We start from the raw sequence: 23,551 nt of genomic DNA on the forward strand, positions 1-23,551 counted from the left end.
GTCTTCTTATACTCCTTGCGGCCGGCGCAGATCGAGCGTCAGCGGGAATTCGGGCAGGCGCGCTTCCGGCATCAGCGTGTAGCGCCCCGCCGTATGGCCCCAGGGCTCGAACCGGGAGAGCCGGCGCGCTTCCGCCTCGTTGCCGTTGACCGGGAAGGTCTCATAATTGCGCCCGCCCGGATGGGCAACATGGTAGATGCAGCCGCCGATCGATCGGCCGGACCATGTATCATAAATGTCGAAGGTTAGCGGCGAGTTGACCGGCAGGACCGGATGCAGGCCGGACGCCGGCTGCCATGCCTTGAAGCGCACGCCCGCGACCGAGACGCCGGAGGCGCCGGTTTCCGTCAAGGGCACGGCGCGGCCGTTGCAAGCGACGGCGTAGCGCGATGGGTTGGTGGTCTCCAGCTTCACCTGCAGGCGTTCGACGGAGGAGTCGACATAACGGACGGTGCCGCCGATCGCCCCTTGTTCGCCCATCACATGCCAGGGTTCGAGCGCCTGGCGAAGCTCCAGCTTCGAACCCTCGTATTCCACCTCGCCGAAGAAGGGGAAGCGGAATTCGAGCTGTGCGGCGAACCATTCGGGGCGGAGGTCGAAGCCGTTTTCGCGCAGGTCGGCAAGCACGTCCAGGAAATCGGCCCAGACGTAGTGCGGCAGCATGAAGCGGTCGGCGAGCGCCGTGCCCCAGCGGACGAACTTTCCCGCGATCGGGTTCTTCCAAAAGCGGGCGATCAGCGCCCGGACGAGAAGCTGCTGGGCGAGCGACATGCGGGCATTCGGCGGCATTTCGAAGCCGCGGAACTCGATGAGGCCCAGGCGGCCGGTCGGGCCGTCCGGCGAGAAGAGCTTGTCGATGCAGATTTCCGAGCGGTGGGTGTTGCCGGTGACGTCGGTCAAAAGGTTGCGGAACAGCCGGTCGACAAGCCAGGGCAGGGGCGGCTGGCCTTCGCCCGGCGCAGGCACCTGGGCCAGCGCGATCTCCAGCTCGTACATCGAATCGTGGCGGGCCTCGTCGATGCGCGGCGCCTGCGACGTCGGGCCGATGAAGAGGCCCGAGAAAAGATAGGAGAGCGACGGATGGCGCTGCCAGTGCAGCACGATGCTCTTCAACAGGTCCGGGCGGCGCAGGAAAGGGCTGTCGTTCGGATTGGCGCCGCCGACCACGACATGGTTGCCGCCGCCGGTGCCGGTGTGGCGGCCGTCGATCATGAACTTGTCGGCGCCGAGGCGGCTCTGGCGGGCTTCTTCATAAAGCGCGGTGGTGACGTCGACCGTTTCCTTCCAGCTCGAAGCCGGGTGGATGTTCACCTCGATGACGCCGGGATCGGGCGCCACGCGGATGACGTTGATGCGCTCGTCGTGGGGCGGCGCGTAGCCTTCGATATGGACCGGCAGGCCGAGCCCGGCGGCGGCGTTTTCCGCGGCCGCAATGAGTTCGAGATAGTCCTCGATGCGTTCCACCGGCGGCATGAAGACGCAGAGGCGACCGTCGCGCGGTTCGACGGAAATGGCGGTACGGACGGCTCCGCCGATCTCGCCCAGCGTCTGTTCGACACGGTCCTGGATGACGGTTTCATCCGCCTGGAAGGACGCTTCCGGCATGGCGCGCCCCGCCGGAACGATCGCTTCGGGGAGGGGTTTTCGCGGGATCGAGGGATCGGCTTCGTGGATATAGGGGAATTGCGACGGCGGCACATAGGGCAGCGTGCCGAGCGGCAGACGGTAGCCGACGGGGCTGTCTCCGGGCACGAGGAAGATACGGCCGCGGCGGGTACGCCACTTCTCGCTCACCCAGCGCGGGCCGCCGGCGCGGGCATTCCAGGCCTGCACCGGCAGGATGTAGCCCGTCGGTCGGGTCAGGCCGCGTTCGAACACCCGGGCTATGCGGCTGCGCTCCTCGGGATCCTTGAGCTTCGAATTCGACGGATCGACGTTTTCCGGCAGGCTGCCTTCCTTGATGATCCATTCCGCCGGGTCCTCGAAGGCCGGAACCACCATCTCGGTGTCGATGCCCAGTTCGCCGGCAATCGCCGTCAGGAGCCTGCCGGAATCGTCTTCCGTGACGCCATGGTCGCAGCCCTCCTCGGCCACCAGGTCCGGATTGCGCCAGATCGGCACCCCGTCCTTGCGCCAGTAGAGCGAGAAGGTCCAGCGTGGCAGGCTTTCGCCCGGATACCATTTGCCCTGGCCGTAATGCAGGAAGCCGCCCGGCGCGAAGCGCTCGCGAAGCCGGCGGATGAGGATGTCCGCCTTCTCGCGCTTGGTCGGGCCGACGGCGGCGGTGTTCCACTCGTCGGATTCGAAATCGTCGATCGAGACGAAGGTGGGTTCGCCGCCCATGGTCAGCCGCACGTCCTGCGTCTGCAGCACACGGTCGACCTCTTCGCCGAGCTCGTTCAGCGCTTCCCAGGAGGAGTCGGAGAAGGGCTTCGTGATGCGCGGGTGCTCGGCGACGCGCGACACTTTCATGTCGAAGGCGAACGTGGTCTCAGCCTCGCCGTAATAGCCGCCGGAGATCGGCGCGGCATTGCGGTAATGCGGCGTGGCGGCCAGCGGAATATGGCTTTCGCCGGTGAGCAGCCCGGAGGTCGGGTCGAGGCCGACCCAGCCGGCGCCGGGGAGGTAGACTTCCGCCCAGGCATGCAGGTCGGTGAAATCGACGTCCGTGCCGGAGGGGCCGTCGAGGGCTTTCAGGTCCGGCGTCAGCTGGATGAGATAGCCGGAAACGAAACGGGCGGCGAAGCCGAGATGGCGCAGCACCTGAACGAGCAGCCAGCTCGTGTCGCGGCAGGAGCCCTTGGCGGCGGCCAGCGTCTCTTCCGGCTCCTGCACGCCGGGCTCCATGCGGATGACGTAACCGATCTCACGCTGCAGCCGGGCGTTCAAGGCGACGACCATGTCGATCGTCGTCTGACCGGGCGACCGGTCCAGCGAATCGAGGAGGGCCTGAAGCAGCGGCGTTGCCGGTTCCGGCCTGCGGTAGATCGACAGGTCCTCGACCAGCGTTTCGGGGTAATCGAACGGCCACTTGGTCGCCTCTTCCTCGACGAAGAAGTCGAAGGGATTGTAGACCGTCATGTCGGCGATCAAGTCGACCTCGATCTTGAATTCGGTCACCGGGTCGGGAAACACGTAGCGGGCGAGATAATTGCCGTAAGGGTCCTGCTGCAGGTTCACGAAGTGGTTGGTCGGCGTAACCTTCAGCGAGTGGCTCAAGACCTTGGTGCGGGAATGGGCGGCGGGCTTGAGGCGAATGATCTGCGGTCCGAGGCGGACTGGCTTGTCGTATCTGTAATGGGTGAGGTGATAGATGCTCGCCTTGATCGACATAGTTCCCCTTGCCGGCCGTTCGAAGGGGTTTCAGCCCAGGGCCGATCGATGATGATTGCAAGGATTTTGTGCGCTGCACGAAAATAATGCAAGGCGGATTTCAAGCTTATCCCGCAGCACGGCGGAGCGGCGGCGGACGAGGTGGCGGTTTCGCGTCAGACCTGTTCGGGATAGGGCGTGCCATCCTTGCGTACGTATCGGTCGTCGGCATTGGAGACCATCATGTCTATGTCGGCATAGGTGGTCAGGTCGTCCCACGAGCGCGAGCCGACTTCGAGAAGGAGGGCCATTGCGCCTGACCTGTTGACCATGTGATGACCGTTGCCGCTGTTTTTCGGAAAGGCGACGCAATCGCCGGCGCGAAGCACAGTTTCGCCGCCATCCTCGATGAGCGTCACTTCGCCTTCCAGCACATAGACAAATTCGTCTTCGTGCGAATGCCAGTGGCGCTGGCTCGACCAGCTACCCGGCGGCAGGTGCAGGAGATTGACGCCGAAATCCGCGAGCCCGCCGGCATTGCCCAGCCGCTGCCGCATGCGCTCGGCACAGGGGATGTCGAATGGCGGCGGATAACCCGAGCCCTTGTGTTCCGGCACGGCGGCTATGTCTATCTTCGGCATGGCAGTCCTCCTGCAGTCAGCGCCAAGTTTACGCCTGCTGCTCATGGTACAATATCGGCGCCGCGATGTGGATCAGTCGGATGCCGATTCCGGCCTAGTCGAGCGTTCGGCGGAAGCGGCGGACCGCGATCAGCATGGCGATCGCCATCAGGGCGGCGAGCGCTGCCGTGTCATAGGCGAGCGTCTCGATGTTCGCGCCTTTCAGCATGACGGCGCGGACGATGCGGATATAGTGGGTGAGCGGCAGGGCCTCGCCGATCCATTGCGCCCAGTTGGGCATGCCCGCAAAGGGGAACATGAAGCCCGACAGCAATATGTTCGGCAGGAAGAACATCATGGCCATCTGCATGGCCTGGAGCTGGTTGGCGGCGATCGTCGAGAAGGTGTAGCCGATCGAGAGATTGGTGACGACGAAGAGGGCGGTGGCGGCCGTCAGCGAGGCCGGATCGCCGAGGATCGGCACGCGGAAGACGAGGTAGCCGGCGGCGATGATGAGCAGCGCCTGGACGAGGCCGATCAGCACGTAAGGGGCGATCTTGCCGAGCATGATTTCCAGCGGCTTGATTGGCATGGAGAGAAGGTTCTCCATCGTGCCGCGCTCCACTTCGCGGGTGACGGAAAGCGCGGTGAAGATCAGAAGCGTCATCGTCAGGATCGTGCCGAGCAGGCCGGGGACGATGTTGAGCGTGGACGATCCGGCCGGATTGTAGCGGCGGTGCTGGACGACCGAGAAGGCCGGTTTCGTGGGTTCGGCGAATTCGATCTGCCGGTCGTTGGCAAGTGCCGTCGTGACGATGCCGGAGAGGGCGCCGAGCGCGGAGGAGGAGGCGACCGGATCGGTGGCGTCGGCGGCGACGAGCAGCGAGGGCGTCTCGCCGCGGCGGAGCGACCGTTCGAAGCCCTCGGGGATTTCGACGACGAAGAGCGCCTTGCCGGATTGCAGGAGCTCGTCCATGTCCTCGGCGCGGGTGACGACGGTTTCGATCCGGAAGAAATCGGTGTTTTCGAGCGCCGCGAGGATGGAGCGGCCGACATCGGTATTCTCGCGCATCAGCACGGCGGTCGGCAGGTTGTGGGGCGTCGTGTTGATCGCGAAGCCGAACAGGAAAAGCTGCATGATCGGCAGCATGACCATGGTTGCGAGCGTGATGCGGTCGCGGGTCATCTGGATGAACTCCTTGACCGTCATCGCCCAGAAGCGGCCGAAGGAGCCGTTGCCGTTCGTTGTCGTGCTCGTCATTGGAAATTGTCCTCCGAGCGACGCATCAGGTCGATGAAGGCGTCCTCCAGCGTCGGCTCGCCTTCCTCCCATTTGAGGCCCGGCCTGTCGCGGTAGGGCGCGATCGCCTTTTCGAGAGCCTGCGGGTCGCGGCCGGCGACATGCAGACTGGTGCCGAACGGGGCGATCATGTCGATGCCGGGCGCATGTTCGAGCTCGGCCTGGAGACGGTGGACGTCCGGGCCGGAGACGGTCCAGGTCACCAGTCCGGTGCCGGCGATCACCTCGTCCACCGTTCCCTCAGCCAGAAGCTTTCCATAGGCGATATAGGCGATCTCGTGGCAGCGCTCCGCCTCGTCCATGTAATGGGTCGAGACCAGCACGGAGAGGCCATCGGCGGCAAGCGTGTGGATCTCGTTCCAGAAATCGCGGCGGGCCTTGGGATCGACGCCGGCGGTCGGCTCGTCGAGGAGCAGCAGCGCCGGCTCCGGCAGGATGCAGGCGCCGAGCGCGAGGCGCTGTTTCCAGCCGCCGGAGAGTTCTCCCGCAAGCTGCTTCTCGCGGCCCTTGAGCCCGAGGCGTTCGATCGCCGCGCTCGCCTTGCCCCGGGCATCGGGGAGGCCATAGACGCGGGCGACGAATTCCAGGTTCTCGCGGATCGAGAGGTCCTGATAAAGGGAGAACTTCTGGGTCATGTAGCCGACGCGACGGCGGATGCGGTCGCTTTCGGTGAGGATGTCGAAGCCGAGGCAGGTGCCGTCGCCGCTGTCCGGCGTCAGGAGGCCGCAGAGCATGCGGATCGTCGTCGTCTTGCCGGAGCCGTTGGGGCCGAGAAAACCGTGGATGCGGCCCTTCTTCACCGACATGGAGACGTCGTCGACCACCTTGCGGCCGCCGAAGCTTTTCGTCAGGTGATGGACGTCGATCACCGTTTCGGGAGCGTCAACCCTGTAGGTCTCGGGGGCTATGCTTGTGTCGGTCATGGCCGCGCTCCCGCGAAGACGTCGACCGGCTGGCCGGGACGCAGCGCCTTCGGATCGGCGGGGATCGCCTCGACGCGATAGACGAGCTTGGCGCGCTCTTCGAGGCTGTAGATTTCCGGCGGGGTGAATTCCGCGTTTTTCGCGATGAAGCTGATCTTCGCCTCGGCGGGCTCACAGGCGTCGCAGGCGGCGCGGATCGCCTGTCCGAGCGAGAAGTGGGCGACCTCGGGTTCCGGCACGAAGAAGCGGATGCGGATGTTGCCCGGCGGCAGCAGCGCCACGATCGGCCGGCCGGCGGGCACGACCTCGCCGGTGCGGTAGTAGACCGTCTCTATGCTGCCCTCGGCCGCGGCCGCGACGGAGCGGCGGGCGAGCGCGGCCTCGGCGGAGGCAAGATCGGCCCTGGCGGCGGCGACGGCTTCCTTCGCCTGGCGGAGCTGCTCGTCCCGAGCGGGCAGGTTGCCGAGGATGATCTGGCTGCGGACATTGTCGAGCGCGGCGCGGTTGGCGGCTTCGGTGGCGGTCGCTGTGTCGAGGCTTGCCTGGGTGGCCGTACCGCGTTCGACCAGCACGCGGGTGCGGTCAAGGTCCTGCTCGGCGAGTTCAAGGCGGGCAGCTGCTTCGCGTTCGGAGGCGCGCAGGACGTCGATTTCCTCCGGCCGCTTCTGGGCGGCTTCGGCAAGGTCGAGCTCCGCCTGAGAGCGGGCGAGCGCGGCGCGGGCGGCGGCGACGGCGGCGTCCTCGCCCGACGTTTCCAGCTTGAAGAGCGGCGCGCCGGCCGCGATCGCCTGGCCTTCGGCGACATCGAGCCTTTCGAGACGGCCGGCGCTTTCGGCGCCGATGAACAGCGTGTCCGCTTCCACCCAGCCCTGATAGGGGCGCTGGCCGTTGCCGGCGAAGAGGAAGGGCAAGGCGGCCAGCGCTGCTCCGGCCAGGATGACGATGACGACAATCCGTTTCATTTCGCGCCTCCTTCCGATGGCAGGTTCTCAGCCGGCACGAAGAGGGTATCGAGGAAAGTATCGAAGAGCTTCTGCGTGTCGAGATGCTCGTACCGCTCGAAGAGCGTCGTCCAGATGATCGACATGAGCGCCGGCGAGATGACGATCTGCGGCATTTCGGCGAGCGCCGGATTGCGGAGTTCGCCACGATCGGCTGCCCGCTTCATGAGGATGCGCAGCACGCCGAGACCCCTGGAGATGATCTCCCGGTGATAGAATTCCGTGACGGCTGGAAACATCGGTCCTTCGGCGAGAATCAGGCGAAGGAGATGGCGGCGCTCCGTCTCCAGCACTTCACGCCGGAAAAGGGTGTAGAACATCGAGACCGCGAAGCGTGCCGGAACCGCCTCGTTCCGTACCAGTCCGTCGATCTCGCCGAGGATCGGTGTGGCGATACCGGAGACGAGTTCGGTGAAGAGCCGCTCCTTGTCGGGAAAATGCAGGTAGACCGTGCCCTTGGCGATGCCGGCGCGGGCGGCGACATCCTCCATGCGGGTGGCCGCAAAACCCCGCTCGGAAAAGCAGGCGAAAGCGGCCGCCAGGATTTCCGCCCGGCGCTGCTGAGGATCGCGTTTTTCTCTCTTCCTCTCGGTCATCCTATCGGCTTTCATTTATGACTGACTGGTCGGTCATTAACATTTCGATGAGGAATATGCAAGGGGAGACTGTGAGCGAGCGGCCGGCGGGCAATTCCCCAGCGGCCGGATCATGCCGGAGCTGCCGAATGCACGAGGACATCCAGCAAAACACCGGCTTGCAGCCTCGTTAAACAGCCCATATAAACTTGACTTCAATTTACCAGTTTAGATTTGCCGTTCCCGCCGGGCCCTGATGACATCCATGATCCCGAACTCCGACGCAGGTTGCCGATGCCTGTACGCCTGAACGAGTGGCTGGCGGAGCTTTTCCGGCTGCATCACCGCGACATCGTGCGTTATGCGACCCGGCTGGTCGGCGACCGGGAGAACGGCGAGGACGTGGCGCAGAACGTCTATGTGCGCATTGCCGGGCGTGCGAGTGCTACAGCGGTGGAGCACCCGAAATCCTACGTCTTCAAGGCGACGCGGCATGCGGCGATCGATTTCATCGTCCGGCTGCAGGCGGAGTGGTCGCGGCGCGTCGACTTCGAGGAGATCGCCGAGACGGCGGCGGGCGACCATCCGGAAACGAAGATCGAGCGGCGGCACCGGCTGGCGCAGCTTGCCGTCTTCCTCAACGAATTGCCGGTCGCCTGCCGCACGGCCTTCATGTTGAACAAGGTCGAAGGCTTCACCCATCCGGAGATCGCGGCAAGGCTCGGCATTTCGGTGAGCATGGTCGAAAAGCATATCATGCGGGCGATGATGCATTGCCGCGACCTGATGCGCGAAAGCGAGGCGGGATGAGCACGCGCCGCGCTGCTTCAGATTTTCCATTGGCCGGTTTCCCTCCGGCCGAGATTTCCGACGAAGCCCTGCTGCGCATCGTGCGGCTGAATTCCGGCGAGGCGACGGCGGCCGACGAGGCTGATTTCGCGGCGTGGCGAAGCCAGAGCGATCTGCACGAGGCCGCGGCGCGCGAGGCGGAGGCGATCTGGAACGGCGCGTCCGGCCTGACCCAGGATCCGAAGACGGGAGCGGTGCGTCCCGCCGGAACGGGGCCGCGCCTTGGCCGGCGTTCGCTGCTGACGGGCGTCGCGGCGGTCGCTGCGGCCGGCACGTTTGCCGCCTCGCGCTTCGGCGCCTTCGCCCATGACTACGAGACCGGCGTCGGGGTCACCCGGATCGTCGACCTGCCGGACGGTTCGCGCGTGCATATGAACGCCATGTCGGCGCTCGATCTTGCGTATGAGGCGGGCCGGCGGCGGGTGGTGCTGGCGGCGGGCCAGGCCTTTTTCGACGTTGCCGCCGATCCGGCCCGGCCCTTCGAGGTGGAGGCGGGCGGTCTGGTGATGACGGCGCTCGGCACGGCTTTCGACATCGATCGCAGCCTGCCGGACGGCGCGACCGCGCTTGCGGTGACCGAACATGCGGTCCGCCTGCGTCGAAAAGACGATGCGGCGCCCGTTGCCGAGCTTCGGGAGGGGCAGAGGCTGGTGATCGGGGCCGATGGCGGTTTTGGGGCCATCGAGGCCTATGATCCGTCGGTTGGCACCGCCTGGATGTCCGGCATGTATATCGCCGAAGCCCGGCCGCTCGGGCAGGTGGTCGCGGCTCTCAACGCCTATCACCCCGGCTGGATCGTCATCACCGACGCAAGCCTCGGAGCGCTCGGCGTCAACGCCGTGCTCGACCTGCGCAGGCCGAACGCCTCGCTCGACGCGCTGGCTGCCGGCCTGCCCATCCGGGTCCGCCATATCTCGAATTATCTCGCGGTGATTTCAAAGGTTTAGCTTCCGGTCGCAAGAATCCTCGAAAATTTATTGAGGATTATACTCATGTTTTCCGTCTCGTTCATCGGGACCTGTGTGCGGGGGATGCCGCAGGTCACGCAAGCGAGTATGGAAACAGGGATTATCAAAGAATGCCGGGGCGGAATTTCTGGGGACTTCTGATCGGATCGACGGCGCTTCTGTCGGTCGCCGACACGACGTCGGTACGTGCGCAGGTATCGGCACAGCAGGCGACTGCTCAGCAGCGCATTCACAACTTCAACATTCCGGCGCAGCCGCTGGCCGGCGCGCTCACCGCGTTCGCGCGGCAATCCGGCCTGCAGCTCGCCTATCCGGCGTCGCTGGCGGCGGGCAAGACGGCACCTGCCGTCAATGGGGCCCTGTCGCAGGAGGCGGCGCTCTCGGCGCTTCTTGCCGGCAGCGGCCTTTCCTACCGGTTTGCCGGTGCGAATGTCGTGGCGATTTCCGCCGTGGAAGGAGCGGCAAGCACGGTGGACGGCGACAGCGACACGGTGCTGCGGCCGATCGTGCTGCGCGCCAATCGCGGGCTGGGCGGGTCGCCCGATGCGCCCTACGAAACGCCCGGCTCGGTCTCCTATATTTCGGCGGAACAGCTCGACCGCGTGCGACCGACTTCGGCCAGCGACATGTTTCTCACGACGCCGGGCGTGATTTCCGCCGGGAGCCGCGTCGGCGCGTCCATCACCCCGAACATCCGCGGCCTGCAGGGGCAGGGCCGCATCGCAAGCAGTATCGACGGTGCGCGGCAGTCCACGAGCAGCTATCGCGGCTATGTGGGCAACCGCGAGGAAGTCTATGTCGATCCCGACATGATCGGCGGCATCGACATTTCGAAGGGGCCGTCGAGCGGCGTCGGCGTCGGCGCGAACGGCGGCTCGATCAATTTCCGCACATTGGAGGCGAGCGACATCGTCAAGCAGGGGCGGAATTACGGGTTCCGCGTCAAGACGGATATCGGCAGCAATACCAGAACTGAATCCGAGCCGGGACCGCCGCTCGGCCGGGACCGGCCGGGCTTCATCAACGGAGACGCCTGGTCGGGCAGCATCGCCGGCGCCGTCACCGAGGAGAACTACGATTTCATCGCCGCGTATTCGCATCGCAAGGCCGGCAACTACTTCGCCGGCAGCCATGTGCCGGACGGGACGACCGTGGCCTCCAATACGCCTGCCTATCCGGGGGAGGAGGTTCCGAACACGTCGCTCGACGTCAATTCCTACCTCGCCAAGGGAACATTGCGCTTTGGCGATGCGCATTCGCTGCAACTGGGCTTCATGCGCTATGACGCGCGTTACGGCGAAATCGACGAACTCGCCTTCGCGACCTCCACTCAGCGCAACCAGCTGCCGCTGACCCATACGATCGTCGACACCTATACGGCGAAATATCGCTACAATCCGGACGACAACCCTTTGATCGACCTCCGCATCAACGGCTGGGTGACCGATCTGGACGTGAGCCGCAGCGTGAACGGCTGGGCGCCCTACGGCATGTTGACCAAGGGAGGCGATATTTCCAACACGTCGGTCTTCGACACGCCGCTCGGCCAGCTGACCTGGCAGAACGGGTTCGAAGTGCTGAACGAGGACGCCGAGGCCGTATCCTTCCTGAGTTTCGGCACCTGGATGTCCTTCGGGCCGATCGGCAAGCGCACGCTGACAAGCGGTTTCACCAAGGCAAGCCTCGAAGTGACGGACTGGCTGACGCTCGACGGCGGCCTGCGGTACGATCACTACACGTCGGAGGCCGGCGACTATCTCTCGATCTACCCGAAGACCAGCGGCGACCGCGTCAATCCCAACGTCGCCGTCACGGTGGAGCCTCTGGACGGCCTGCAGTTCTACGGCCTCTACACGGAAGGCTACCGCCCGCCGAGCCTGCGCGAATCCCACTGGAACTATGGCGTCCTGCTGCAGGTCAACCCGAACCTCCAGCCCGAACTCGCCAAGAACATCGAGTTCGGCATCAACTACCTCAAGGACGGTGTCATCACGGCCGGCGACAAGCTCCGGTTCAAGGCCTCGGTCTTCAACAACAAATACGAGGACTACATCATCCGGCGCCGTCCGCCGGACTGGGACTTCGGTTATCGGTGGGACAATATCGATCACGCCCGCTACAGGGGCGTCGAGCTCTCGGCCAGCTACGACGCGGGAACGTTCTTCCTGGAAGGCGGCTATACCTACTATACCGATATCCGGTATTGCGAAACGGCGAGCACCTGCACGCAGTTCGCCCTCGGTTCGGACTATGGCGCCAACTACGTGCCGCCGGAATATTCAGGCAGCGTCACGGCAGGCATCAGGGCTTTCGACCAGAAGCTGACGCTCGGGGCGCGGACCCATTTCGCATCCGAGCGTTCCGGCGGCAAGATCGTCAACGGAGGCTTCTCGGCACCGCAGACCTGGCCGAAATATACGGTCGTCGACATTTTCGGTTCCTATGACTTCGAAAACGACATGAAGCTCAACTTCAGCGTCGAGAACGTGATGGACGACTATTACGTCGGTGCGCTCTCCTCCGTCGGTGTCGCCAATCCGGGCCGGACGTTCCGGATGAGCCTCACGAAGACGTTCTGATGCAATCGGCCGGCTCCGCTCCCATATGAGCGGAGCCGATGTCCCGTGGTTTACAAGCGGCTTTGCCGTGATATGGCTTCGGCTTTACCAGCATGATCGCAGGAGCCGCAGCAGATGTCGCAGATTTCCAAAGAGGCCCTGGATACCTACGAGCTTCCCTTGGGCGGCCAGCTCCGCATGATGGGCGGCGCCTTCTGGAATGCGCCCGTGCGCAACCGCGTGCTGGCTCTGACGGCCGCCCTGCTTGCGGTGATCTTCGCGACGACCTACGCGACATACCGGCTGAACGAATGGAACGGGCCGTTCTACGACGCGCTGGAACGGCGCGACATGCCCGAATTCCTGAACCAGCTCGTCGTCTTTGCCGTCATCGCCTTCTCGCTGACGCTGCTCAACGTCGTCCAGCAATGGCTGAACCAGATCACCGCGATGCGCATGCGCGAGGGGCTGGCGCGCGACCTTTCCGACGTCTGGCTCGTGCCGGGACGGGCGCTGAAACTCGTCGGCGCAGGTGCGATCGCCAACAATCCCGACCAGCGGCTGCACGAGGACACCCGCATCCTGGCGGAGAACACGACGGCGCTGGCGATCGGGCTCGTCAACTCCACCATCCTGCTCTCAAGCTTCATCGGCGTGCTCTGGGCGATCTCGTCGGACTTCGTCTTCCATTTCGGCGACAGCACCATCTCGATCCCCGGCTACATGGTCTGGGCGACGGTCCTCTACGCGCTTTTAGGCTCGGTGCTGAGCAACGTGGTCGGCGCCCGGCTGCCACGGCTCAACGCGGACCGTTATGCGCGGGAGGCGGACCTGCGGGCGGCGCTTGTCCGCGCCAACGAGAACCTGAAGCCGATCACGCTGGCGCGCGGCGAGGCGAACGAGCGTCAGCGGGTGCACGGCGCGATCGACGGGGTGCTCGAAATGCTCCGCCAGCTCGCCTGGGCGCTCGCCAACCTCACCTGGGTCTCGGCCGGGTTCGGCTGGCTGGCGCTGGTCGCGCCGATCATCATCGCCTCGCCGATGTATTTTTCCGGGGAGCTTTCCTTCGGCGGGCTGATGATGGCGGTCGGCGCCTTCAACCAGGTCAATCAGGCGCTCCGCTGGTACGTCGTCAATTTCAGCGTCATCGCCGACTGGCAGGCGACGCTGACGCGCGTCTCCTCCTTCCGCAACGCGCTGCTCGCCATGGATACGCCGGCGAGGGAGGGCGAGGTCATTACCTATCGCGAGGCGAAGGCGGAGGAGGGGATGAGCCTTTGCGGCGTCAGCGTCTACGGCGAGCCGGACCGCGGCGAGGAGGGGCATGGCATCCGCGTGAGGGAAGACGAGTGTTTCATCCGGCCGGGCGAGCGGGTGATGATCAACGGCGACCCGGGCGCGGACCGGCATCTGTTCTTCCTGGCGGTCGCGCGCATCTGGCCCTGGGGCAGCGGCGAGATCGGCCTGCCGCTTGCCGACGGCATGATCCTGATGCCGCAGGAGAACTATCTGCCGACGGCGACGCTGCGGGAGGTAATGAGCTATCCCAACGGGCTTCCGGACGTCGGCGACGACGCGCTGGTCCAGGCGCTGGAAAAGGTCGGGCTGGGGCGCCTTGTCCACCGGCTGGACGAGGTGGAGCGCTGGGACCGGCTGCTCGACAAGGAGGAAGAGGCAGCGCTTTCGGTCGCCAACGCGGTGCTTCGCAAGCCGGACTGGCTGATCATGGACGACGTGCTGGAAGGGCTGGAGCCCGAAACGGGCGAGCGGCTTGTGGACGTGCTTGCCGGCCTCGAAGGCTCGACGCTCGTCTATATCGGCCGCTCGGAGGAGTTTTCGAGAAAATTCTCGCCGCGGCTCTTCCATCTGGCGCCGCTTGCGGAGCCTTCCGAATCCCGGAAGGAAGAGGCGTGAGATGGGCAGGCATTCGGCTTCGAAAACCGGGCAGTGCATCGTCTGCGGCCGGACATTTCCGCAGACGCGGCTGCATAAGGTCGGGCTGCTCAGGCCGCATCTCTTCGAGATGATCTGCGAGGAGGTCAAGGACTGCGTTGCGGACAGCCTGATCTGCGACGAGGACCTTGCCCGCTATCGCCGCCGCTATGTGGAGAGGCTGCTGGAGGAGGAGCGCGGCGAGCTTTCCGAACTCGACCGCCAGGTGCTCGACAGCTTCGAGAAAGGCGCCTCGACGGTGCAGTCGAGCGCCGCCAACCTGCTCGACCGCAACGCCACATTCGGCGAGCGGGTGGCGGACAAGGTCGCCTCGTTCGGCGGTTCCTGGACCTTCATCCTCACTTTTATCGCGATTCTCGCTGTGTGGATGGGGATCAATGTCGTCGGCCTCTTCTCGCAGCCCTTCGATCCCTATCCTTTCATCCTGCTGAACCTGGTTCTCTCCTGCATCGCGGCGCTGCAGGCGCCGGTGATCATGATGAGCCAGCGGCGGCAGGAGGAGAAGGACAGGCTGCGTGCCGAAAACGACTACATGATCAATCTGCGCGCCGAACTGGAAATCCGCCAGCTCCACGAGAAGATCGACCACCAGATGGCCAAGCAATGGGAGCGGCTGGCGGAATTGCAGCAGATCCAGATCGAGTTGCTGGAGCGGCGGGACAGGGCCGGGAGGTAATTGATCCAAGTTGGCTTTGCATGAGTTATCAAAAATTAATAAATTCTACGAAACGAAGGATCGAAACATGCCGTCCAGCTACAATCTCGGCCCTCACTATGAAGGGTTCGTGCGCCAGCTTGTCGGAAGCGGCCGTTATGCCAGCGCCAGTGAAGTCATGCGCGACAGCCTGCGTCTTCTCGAAGAGCGTGAGGAGCAAAGGAAGGCGCGGCTTGAAGCGCTGCGGGCCGATATCAGGGCCGGGATCGAGAGCGGTGAGGGTCTGCCCGCCGATGAGATATTCACACGCCTGGAAGCGAAGTATAGCGGGCGCCGCTCCTGATGGTCGTTCGTTTCGCGCCTGTTGCGGCGCAGGACCTGGAGGAGATCGTTCCAAGGAGTGAGCGCTCGATATTCCCTTCACCCGATGAAGTCGTGGATGATGCGGGCGATCTCTTCCGGCATTTCGAGCTGCAGCATATGGCCGCTCGGTACTTCCATCGATGTCCAGGACGGATCGGTGCTCACTTTGCCGTGGATGCCCGAGAAGATCGCCGACTGATCGATAGTGGCCGAGACGTAGAGACGTTTTTGAATGTCCCTGTAGGCGCCGGTGAGCCTGATCTTCTGGATCATCGTCGCGATCGGATGCGGCGAACGGTTGGCCATGTAATGCCTCAGGTGCTCCGGCACGCGGGTCGCATGGCGGGCGGGCGGCGGGACGGCAAAGCCGCCCAGCTCCCCGGCCGCCGCGAGATTGGCGAGCGCCACTTCGGGGCCGAGCAGGTCGAGCGCCGACTGGCCGTCCGACGGCAGGAAGGCGTCCAGATAGGTCAGGCTGCGGATACGGCTCGCGAACCGGTCCGCGACGCCCGTTATCACCATGCCGCCATAGGAGTGGCCGACGAGATCGAATTCTTCGAAGCCTTCCGCTTCGATCAGACCCGATACGTCGGCGATATGGGTGTCGAGATTGATCGCGCCCGAAAAGAGGTGGGTGCGTTCGCCAAGCCCCGTGAGGCTCGGCACGAAGACCTGATGGCCGAGTCCGCGCAGGATGTCCGCCACCGGCGTCCAACTGGCGCTCGAACCCCAGGCGCCCTGCACCAATACGATCCTGCGGCCGGCCATCTTCCCCTCCCTCGATACCAGAACATGCCGGCGGTTGTTCCACCGGGCAGGAGCCAAGTCAATGCGGCAGGCGAGGGGACAAGAAGGCCAATCGGACAGTCAGGCGAATCATGTCAGGCCGGCCATGTCAGGCCGAAGACGCGAAGCCAGTTGTCGAAGGCGAATTTTCGCAATGTTTCTTCGTCAAAGCCGGCCTTGCGCATAGCATCGAAGAGGTGCGGCAGGCCGCTCGCATCCCCGATCTGGCGCGGCACGACGGTGCCGTCGAAGTCCGATCCGAGAGCGACCCTGTCCGCGCCGACGCGTTCGATGAGATAGTCGATATGGCGAACCACGACGTCGAGCGGGGTATTTTCATCGAGATGGGCGTCGGCACGGATGTCGTTGACGGAGAGGTTGAAACCGATGACCCCGTCCGTATCGCGAATGGCGTCGAGCTGCCGGTCGGTGAGGTTTCGGGTCGATGGGCATAGGGCATGAGCGCAGGCATGGGTGGCGACGAGCGGAGCGGTGCTCAACGCCGCCACGTCCCAGAACCCGCGTTCGTTCAGATGCGAAACATCGATCATGATTCCGAGAGCGTTGCAGGTCCTGACCAGATTCCTGCCGAGATCCGTCAATCCGGGGCCCGTGTCTGGCGACCTCGGATAGGCAAACGGGACGCCGTGACCGAAAATGTTCGGGCGGCTCCAGACTATTCCAAGAGATCGGAGACCCGCTTCGTGCAGGGCATGGAGATAGTCGAGATCGGGATCGATCGCCTCGGCCCCTTCCATGTGAAGCACGACGGCAAAGGTGGATTCGACCCGGGCCGCCTTGATCTCGTCGACGCTTGTTGCGATGCGCATCCGGCCGTTCGAACGCCGGATCAATGCGCGTATGGCGGAAAGATAGCCGTCTATCTGCCGGCGGGCGTGGTCCAAAGGCACGGCGTCGGCATAACGGACCTCGTATCCGTCGCTGGTGATCGTCAGGTCGTTTTCCGGCTCGCGCTCCGGCCTGGCATACATTGCAAATAACCCGCCGACCATGTGCCCTTCGAGCGCGCGGGGAAGATCGAGATGGCCCGCCTCCGACCGGATGAGGAAATCCCGACCGGTGGGCTTGTAGTCCAGCATGAACTGAACCGCATCATTGTGCCCGTCGAAGACTTCGATACTGTCCATGCGACTCCGGTCCTCTCTTCAGGGCAAGTTGTGGGCAAGCACTAGAACAGTTTTGTTACCGCCACATGCCGCGCATGCGGGCGGTGACGTCGATGCGGATTTGGTGGCGGGCCTGGCGTTCGGCGTCCGACACGGGGGCGAGGACCGGCCACGCGGTCGTCTCGAAGAACTGCAGGAGCGTCGCGGGAATGAAGCGCGTGCGGGCGGCATAGACGTGGCGGTCGCCCTGCGAAGCCTGCCCGTGCACGAAGAAGCGCTGCGGGGTGACGAGATGGAGGTAATCCTTGGCGCGGGTCATCGCGACATAGAGCAACCGGCGTTCTTCCTCGATCTCGGCGGTCGAGCCGACGCCGAGGTCCGAGGGGATGCAGCCGTCGACGCAGTTCAGCAGGAAGACCGAGCGCCATTCCTGGCCCTTGGCCGAATGGATGGTCGAAAGGATCAGGTAATCCTCGTCGAGCAGCGGCGTGCCGGATTCGGCGCTTGTCGCATCCGGCGGATCGAGCGTCAGTTCGGTGAGGAAGCGTTCACGGGACGTATAGCCCGCGGCGATCTGCTCGAGCTGCAGGAGATCGGCCTTCCGCGTTTCGGCGTCCTCATGGATGCGGGCGAGATGCGGCTCGTACCATTCACGGGCAAGGCCGATCTCCGACGGCCAGCCTTCATCCCTGCGGATCGCACCGAGCATGTCGACGAAGGCTGGCCAGTCGGCACCGGTTCGCGGCGGAGCGGGGATTTCCTGAAGCGCCGCCAGAGGCTCGGGATCGGAAGCGATGGCATCGAGGATCTTTCCGGCCGTCTGGGGGCCGATGCCGGGGATGAGCTGCATCAGCCTGAAGCCGGCGACGCGGTCTCGCGGGTTCTGCGCAAAGCGCAGCGCCGCCAGCATGTCTTTCACATGGGCGCTGTCCAGAAACTTCAGGCCGCCATATTTCACGAAGGGGATGTTGCGGCGGGTAAGCTCCACCTCCAGCGGGCCGGAATGATGCGAGGAGCGGAAGAGCACGGCCTGTTGCTTCAGCGTCATGCCCGTCTCGCGGTTCTCCAGGATCTTTTCGACGATGTAATTCGCCTGCTCGTTTTCGTCGCGGACGGCGACGAGGCGGGGGCGCTCTTCCGACTGGCGCTCGGTCCAGAGGTTCTTGGTGAAACGCTCGCGGGCAAGCTCGATGACGCCGTTGGCGGCGGCGAGAATCGTGCTGGTCGAGCGGTAGTTGCGGTCGAGCGTGACGATATCGGCCGGCGGATCGAAGGAGCCGGGAAAATCGAGGATGTTGCGGATCGTCGCGGCGCGGAAGGAATAGATCGACTGGGCGTCGTCGCCGACCACCGTCAGACCTCGGCCGCCCGGCTTCATCGCCATCAGGATGGACGACTGCAGGCGGTTGGTGTCCTGGTATTCGTCGACGAGAACGTGATCGAAGCGCCCGCCGACATCCCCCGCGATCGACGGCTCGCTCATCATCTGCGCCCAGTAGAGGAGCAGGTCGTCGTAATCGAGGACGTTCTGCGCCTGCTTGGCTTCCACGTAGGATGCGAAGAGTTCGCGAAGCTCTCTTTCCCAGGCGGAGCACCAGGGGAAATGCGACTTCAGCACTTCATCGAGCGGCGTTTCCGAATTCACCGCGCGGGAATAGATCGCGAGACAGGTGCCCTTGGTGGGAAAGCGGCTTTCCGTCTTGGAGAAGCCGAGCTCGTGGCGCACGAGGTTCATCAGGTCGGCGGAATCCTCCCGGTCGTGAATGGTGAAATCCGGGTCGAGGCCGATTTCAGCGGCATGCATGCGCAAGAGCCGCGCGCCGATGCCGTGGAAGGTGCTGGCCCAGGCAAGCGCGTCGGTCATGATGCCTGCATTTTTGCCGAGCACCTGTGCGCAGATGCGCTCGACGCGGCGGCCCATTTCGGAAGCCGCGCGTCTTGAAAAGGTCATGAGCAGGATGCGGCGCGGATCGGCGCCGGAGACGATCAGATGCGCGACGCGGTGGGCGAGCGTGTTGGTCTTGCCCGAGCCGGCACCGGCTATCACCAGCAGCGGACCGGCCGGACCGCCCTTCGGCACATCCGAACCGTGCTCCACCGCGCGCCGCTGTGCGTCGTTCAATTTTTCCAGATAGGCGACTGCTGCCATTCCTGTTTCCGAAGGTCTGTTCCCGATGCGTTCGAACGAGCAATAGCTGATTCGCATCCCATCGCCTGCATTCACGCATTTGGGTACGTCTTCGGCCCTGCCTTAACTTGACCGCTATTCTCCCCATTTCGTAATGACGCTTCGTCAATCTTGTCCTGGAGGCGATCTTGAAAACTTCATCCGTTCTGCCGGCCGGCATTGCCGCGCTCGCCTTTTCCGTTCTCGCCCTTTCGACGCCGGCTTCGGCGCAGGTCGCCGACAGCATCACGATCTACAATGCCCAGCACGAGGGACTGGCCAGGGAATGGGTCGATGCCTTCACGGAAGAGACGGGCATCGTCGTGACGGTGCGCAACGGCTCCGACCTCGAATTCGCCAACCAGATCGTCCAGGAAGGCGCCGATTCGCCAGCCGACGTCTTCCTCACCGAAAATTCGCCCGCCATGGCGCTGGTCGACGGCAAGGGTCTCTTCGAGCCGGTCGACCAGGCGACGCTCGACCAGGTTCCGGAACAGTTCCGGCCCGCGAACGGGCACTGGATCGGCATCGCGGCCCGTTCGACTGTGTTCGCCTATGACAAGACGAAGCTTTCCGGGGACACGCTGCCGAAATCCATGCTCGACCTGGCCAAGCCCGAATGGAAGGGCCGCTGGGCCGCGTCTCCGTCGGGCGCCGATTTTCAGGCGATCGTCGGCGCGCTGCTGCAGCTCAAGGGGGAAGAGGCGACGGCGGAATGGCTGAAGGGCATGAAGGAAAACTTCACCGCTTACCGCGGCAACTCGACCGCCATGAAGGCCGTCAATGCCGGCCAGACGGAAGGCGCGCTGATCTACCACTACTACTATTTCGGCGATCAGGCGAAGACCGGTGAAAACAGCAACAATGTCTCGCTGCATTATTTCAAGAACGAGGATCCGGGCGCTTTCGTCTCCATCTCGGGCGGCGGCATCCTTGCCTCCTCCAAGCACAAGGAACAGGCCCAGGCTTTCCTGAAATGGGTGACCGGCAAGGGCGGTCAGGCCGTGCTGCGAGACGGCACGTCCTATGAATATGCCGTCGGCAAGGGCGAGGCTTCCAACAAGGCGCTGGTGCCGCTCGCCGACCTGCAGGCGCCGAAGGTCGAAGCCTCGACGCTCAACAATGCCAAGGTCACCGACATGATGACCGCGGCCGGCCTGCTTTAAGAGGGTTCAAAACATGTTGCGCGGAGACATCGCAGGGCGTACCTGCGATGTCTCATGCTTCTCGGGTCTTCCATGAGTTCCATCGCCGAAACCAGCGTTCCAGTCGTGCCGCGGCGTCTGCCGGCGGCATCGTCCTGGACGCTGATCATTGCGGTGACGGTGGCTCTGGTGGCGCTGCTGCCGCTCGGCTTCGTGCTCTGGGCGACCGTGGCGACGGGCTGGGAGACGGCATCTCAACTGATCTTCCGCCAGCGGGTCGGCGGCCTGATGGTCAACACCGTCCTGCTCGTTCTTTTCACCATTCCGATCTGCGCGGTGCTTGCGGTTTCGCTGGCCTGGCTGACGGAGCGCAGCGACCTGCCGGGGGCGCGGCTCTGGTCCTGGCTTGCGGTGGCGCCGCTCGCCGTGCCGGCCTTCGTGCATTCCTATGCCTGGGTCGGCATGTGGCCGGGCCTTCACGGGCTTTCCGGCGGCGTGGTGATCTCCGTCGTCGCCTATTTCCCCTTCCTCTATCTTCCCGTCTCCGCCGCCTTCCGGCTGCTCGATCCGGCTCTGGAGGACCAGGCGGCATCGCTCGGGCTCGCGCCTTTCGCGGTCTTCCGGCGCGTCGTGCTGCCGCAGTTACGCCTGGCGCTTTGCGGCGGAGCGCTGCTGATCGGCCTGCATCTGCTCGCCGAATACGGGCTCTATGCGATGATCCGCTTCGACACGTTCACGACGGCGATCCTCGACCAGTTCCAGTCGACCTATAACGGCGTCGCCGCCCATATGCTGGCACTGGTGCTCGTGCTCTGCTGCTTCGTGCTCCTGGGCCTGGAGGCGGGTTTGCGCGGCCGCCGCCGTTATGCGCGGCTCGGCCCCGGCGTCGCGCGGCGGCCGAAGATCACGAAGCTCGGACGCTGGAAATATCCCTGCCTGCTGCTGCCGCTCGTCGTGGCCGCCTTTTCGCTCGGCATTCCGGCGCTCACCCTTAGCCGCTGGCTGATCGCCGGAGGCTCGGGCATCTGGCGGATGGGCGAGATCGGGCTGGCGCTCTGGCAGACGCTCGTCATCTGCCTGATCGGCGGGATCGCGACGACCGCCGCCGCCGTGCCGATTGCCTGGCTCTCCGTGCGCCGGCCGACCAGGGCCAGCCGCTTCCTCGAAGGATGCTATTATCTCGCAAGCTCCATGCCGGGCGTGGTCGTGGCGCTGGCGCTCGTCACCGTCACCGTGCGGGTCATGCTGCCGCTTTATCAGACGGTGGCGACCATCGTGCTCGCCTATGTCGTCATGTTCCTGCCGCGGGCTCTGGTCAGCCTGCGCGCCAGCATCGCGCAGGTGCCGGTGGAGCTCGAACAGGCGGCGGCGAGCCTCGGCCGCTCGCCGGGCAATGCGCTCTGGGCGACGACGGTCAGGCTTGCGGCGCCCGGTGCGGCGGCGGGCGCGGCGCTTGCTTCCCTCGGCATCATGAACGAACTCACCGCCACCCAGATGCTGGCGCCGAACGGCACGCGCACGCTCGCCATGGCCTTCTGGGCGCTGACGGGCGAGATCGACTATGCGGGCGCCGCGCCCTATGCGCTGCTGATGGTCGTCTTCTCCATGCCGCTCACGTGGCTTCTCTACTCCCAGTCCAAAAAGATCGCCGGACGATGACGCTTCTCCAACTGACCTCCTTGCGCAAACATTACGGCGCGGTCGCCGCGCTCGACGGCGTCGGCCTTTCCGTCGCAGCCGGCAGCCGCACGGCGATCGTCGGGCCTTCCGGCTGCGGCAAGACCACGCTTCTGCGCCTCGTCGCCGGTTTCGATCAGCCGGATGCGGGCAGCATCGTGTTCGGCGACCGGGTGCTGACGGACGGCGCTTCGCAGGTGCCGGCCCACAAGCGCGGGATCGGCATCGTGGCGCAGGACGGCTGCCTCTTCCCGCATCTCACCGTTTTGCAGAACATCGGCTTCGGAATGGAGACGGAAAGGGCGGCGAAGGAAGCGAGCGCGGCGGAGCTGATGGACATGGTAGGCCTCGACCGCGCCATGCTGTCGCGCAAGCCGGACCAGCTTTCGGGCGGCCAGCAGCAGCGCGTGGCGCTTGCCCGCGCGCTTGCCCGCAAGCCGCGCCTGATGCTGCTCGACGAACCCTTCTCGGCGCTCGATACCGGCCTGCGCGCCGCGACCCGCAAGGCGGTGACGGACGTGCTGACGGCGGCCGGCATCACCACGCTTCTGGTGACCCACGACCAGGCGGAGGCGCTCGCCTTCGCCGACCAGGTGGCGGTGATGCGGGCCGGAAAGTTCGCGCAGGTCGGCTCGCCGCGGGAGGTCTATTCGAGGCCGGTCGATCCGGCGACGGCCGCTTTCCTGGGCGAGGCGATCGTACTGCCGGCGGCGATCGCCGAGGGCCGGGCGGAAAGTTTGCTGGGTGTCCTGCCGGTGGATGACGCCGCCTATCGGGGAAGCGCCGAGATCATGCTCCGGCCCGAGCAGCTTTCCGTAACGGGCGGCGGCGGGGAGGGCGTTTCCGGCACGATCGCCGAGATCAATTTCTGCGGCCCCACCTCGGATGTACGGATCGCGCTCCGCGGCACCGACATCTCCATCCGGCTCGACATTCCGAGCCGCGAGGCGCTTGCCGCCGGCGACCAGGTGACGATCGGCGTTTCGGGCAGGGCGCACGTCTTTCGCCAGTAGAGTGGAACCCGGGAACCTTTCTTCACGTTATCCGGTCATCAACGTGAAGGAACAAGTTCCATGCTGAAATGGGCTCTCATCTTTCTGGTCATCTCGCTGATCTCCGGTTTTTTCGGCTTCTCCGGCATCTCGGCGGCGACCGCCACGATTGCGAAATTCCTCTTCTTCATCTTCCTCGTCGTCTTCCTGGTCTTCCTCGTGCTGGCGCTCATGGCCGGCAGCGCCGTGATGTGACCGGCCCGAATCCATTCGCGACGGATCAGAACGATTACGGGACCTGGCCCCGCCATGGCTGCTCGTGCTCTCCGGCCGAAAAGAAAAAAGCCCTGCCGGTCATCGCAGCAGGGCAAGTTGGGGAAAAAATCCGCGCTCACTCAAAAAAACGCGGGCAGGTCGCATCTGGCACATCTTTTGTCGCTTCGCGAGGCCGGTTCGGGGAGATTCGGTACGGTTGACGAAAGAAATTTGCAGATGTTGAACGGTGGCGCAGAGCCGGCGCAGCGTCCTGCTCGTCGATGTGGGGCACATTCAGAATTTATGATCTATTCCGGCCTGCTTC

General features: G+C 64.7%; 19 protein-coding genes. 10 read left to right on the forward strand and 9 right to left on the reverse strand.

Translation table 11 applies throughout. From position 1 onward, the window contains the following. Positions 1 to 6: 6 nt before the first annotated feature. From ACMGE0_RS02695 to ACMGE0_RS02720, 6 genes are all read right to left on the reverse strand, one after another. The gene (locus tag ACMGE0_RS02695; RefSeq protein WP_436814312.1) at positions 7 to 3,333 is read right to left on the reverse strand and encodes a transglutaminase family protein; all 3,327 of its coding nucleotides are present in this window, start codon (positions 3,331 to 3,333) and stop codon (positions 7 to 9) included. A 155-nt stretch (positions 3,334 to 3,488) separates the two neighbouring features. Beyond that, positions 3,489 to 3,953, reverse strand: a complete 465-nt coding sequence (locus ACMGE0_RS02700; RefSeq protein WP_436814313.1) for a cupin domain-containing protein — start codon at positions 3,951 to 3,953, stop codon at positions 3,489 to 3,491. Between the two features lie 94 nt (positions 3,954 to 4,047). After that, the gene (locus ACMGE0_RS02705) at positions 4,048 to 5,193 is read right to left on the reverse strand and encodes an ABC transporter permease (RefSeq protein ID WP_436814314.1); all 1,146 of its coding nucleotides are present in this window, start codon (positions 5,191 to 5,193) and stop codon (positions 4,048 to 4,050) included. Beyond that, positions 5,190 to 6,155 carry an ABC transporter ATP-binding protein gene (locus ACMGE0_RS02710; RefSeq protein WP_436814315.1) on the reverse strand — a complete coding sequence of 322 codons (966 nt, stop codon included), beginning with the start codon at positions 6,153 to 6,155 and terminating at the stop codon, positions 5,190 to 5,192. Before ACMGE0_RS02710 ends, ACMGE0_RS02705 begins: the two co-directional genes overlap by 4 nt. Further along, entirely contained in the window at positions 6,152 to 7,117 is a 966-nt protein-coding gene (locus ACMGE0_RS02715) for an HlyD family secretion protein (RefSeq protein ID WP_436814316.1), read from the reverse strand. Before ACMGE0_RS02715 ends, ACMGE0_RS02710 begins: the two co-directional genes overlap by 4 nt. After that, entirely contained in the window at positions 7,114 to 7,752 is a 639-nt protein-coding gene (locus tag ACMGE0_RS02720; RefSeq protein ID WP_436814317.1) for a TetR/AcrR family transcriptional regulator, read from the reverse strand. Before ACMGE0_RS02720 ends, ACMGE0_RS02715 begins: the two co-directional genes overlap by 4 nt. A 273-nt stretch (positions 7,753 to 8,025) precedes the next feature. Here ACMGE0_RS02720 and ACMGE0_RS02725 point away from each other — a divergent pair, with 273 nt between their 5' ends. The 6 genes from ACMGE0_RS02725 (at position 8,026) to ACMGE0_RS02750 (ending at position 15,057) form a co-directional block, all read left to right on the forward strand. After that, positions 8,026 to 8,541, forward strand: a complete 516-nt coding sequence (locus ACMGE0_RS02725; protein WP_436814318.1) for a sigma-70 family RNA polymerase sigma factor — start codon at positions 8,026 to 8,028, stop codon at positions 8,539 to 8,541. Beyond that, entirely contained in the window at positions 8,538 to 9,527 is a 990-nt protein-coding gene (locus ACMGE0_RS02730; protein ID WP_436814319.1) for a FecR family protein, read from the forward strand. The genes ACMGE0_RS02725 and ACMGE0_RS02730 overlap by 4 nt, the downstream gene beginning before the upstream one ends. Before the next feature lie 131 nt (positions 9,528 to 9,658). Beyond that, positions 9,659 to 12,127, forward strand: a complete 2,469-nt coding sequence (locus tag ACMGE0_RS02735) for a TonB-dependent receptor (protein ID WP_436814320.1) — start codon at positions 9,659 to 9,661, stop codon at positions 12,125 to 12,127. Positions 12,128 to 12,241: 114 nt separating this feature from the next. Beyond that, a complete protein-coding gene (locus ACMGE0_RS02740) occupies positions 12,242 to 14,020 on the forward strand; it encodes an ABC transporter ATP-binding protein/permease (RefSeq protein WP_436814321.1) in 1,779 nt (592 codons plus the stop codon). A gap of 1 nt (position 14,021) precedes the next feature. Continuing rightward, a complete protein-coding gene (locus tag ACMGE0_RS02745; protein WP_436814322.1) occupies positions 14,022 to 14,735 on the forward strand; it encodes a DUF1003 domain-containing protein in 714 nt (237 codons plus the stop codon). Positions 14,736 to 14,802: 67 nt separating this feature from the next. Beyond that, on the forward strand, positions 14,803 to 15,057 hold the full coding sequence (locus tag ACMGE0_RS02750; RefSeq protein WP_436814323.1) for a type II toxin-antitoxin system ParD family antitoxin: 255 nt from the start codon (positions 14,803 to 14,805) through the stop codon (positions 15,055 to 15,057). Positions 15,058 to 15,134: 77 nt separating this feature from the next. Here the strand turns inward: ACMGE0_RS02750 and ACMGE0_RS02755 are convergent, their stop codons facing one another. The 3 genes from ACMGE0_RS02755 to ACMGE0_RS02765 form a co-directional block, all read right to left on the reverse strand. Next, positions 15,135 to 15,845: an alpha/beta fold hydrolase gene (locus ACMGE0_RS02755; protein WP_436814324.1), complete on the reverse strand. Its 711-nt coding sequence runs from the start codon at positions 15,843 to 15,845 to the stop codon at positions 15,135 to 15,137. Between the two features lie 113 nt (positions 15,846 to 15,958). Then, on the reverse strand, positions 15,959 to 17,011 hold the full coding sequence (locus tag ACMGE0_RS02760) for a dipeptidase (protein ID WP_436814325.1): 1,053 nt from the start codon (positions 17,009 to 17,011) through the stop codon (positions 15,959 to 15,961). Between the two features lie 55 nt (positions 17,012 to 17,066). Then, positions 17,067 to 19,139, reverse strand: a complete 2,073-nt coding sequence (locus tag ACMGE0_RS02765; protein ID WP_436814326.1) for an ATP-dependent helicase — start codon at positions 19,137 to 19,139, stop codon at positions 17,067 to 17,069. A 167-nt stretch (positions 19,140 to 19,306) separates the two neighbouring features. Here ACMGE0_RS02765 and ACMGE0_RS02770 point away from each other — a divergent pair, with 167 nt between their 5' ends. From ACMGE0_RS02770 to ACMGE0_RS02785, 4 genes are read left to right on the forward strand one after another with little or no spacing between them, the layout of a single operon-like run. Continuing rightward, positions 19,307 to 20,323: an iron ABC transporter substrate-binding protein gene (locus ACMGE0_RS02770; RefSeq protein ID WP_436814327.1), complete on the forward strand. Its 1,017-nt coding sequence runs from the start codon at positions 19,307 to 19,309 to the stop codon at positions 20,321 to 20,323. A gap of 54 nt (positions 20,324 to 20,377) precedes the next feature. Further along, positions 20,378 to 21,961 (forward strand): ABC transporter permease, encoded by a 1,584-nt coding sequence (locus tag ACMGE0_RS02775; RefSeq protein WP_436814328.1) that lies wholly within the window; start codon positions 20,378 to 20,380, stop codon positions 21,959 to 21,961. After that, entirely contained in the window at positions 21,958 to 22,992 is a 1,035-nt protein-coding gene (locus tag ACMGE0_RS02780) for an ABC transporter ATP-binding protein (RefSeq protein WP_436814329.1), read from the forward strand. Before ACMGE0_RS02775 ends, ACMGE0_RS02780 begins: the two co-directional genes overlap by 4 nt. A gap of 60 nt (positions 22,993 to 23,052) precedes the next feature. Next, entirely contained in the window at positions 23,053 to 23,226 is a 174-nt protein-coding gene (locus ACMGE0_RS02785) for a DUF1328 domain-containing protein (protein ID WP_085420201.1), read from the forward strand. Positions 23,227 to 23,551: the final 325 nt, after the last annotated feature.

This window comes from Neorhizobium descurainiae (assembly GCF_051400715.1).
Lineage (GTDB): Bacteria > Pseudomonadota > Alphaproteobacteria > Rhizobiales > Rhizobiaceae > Neorhizobium.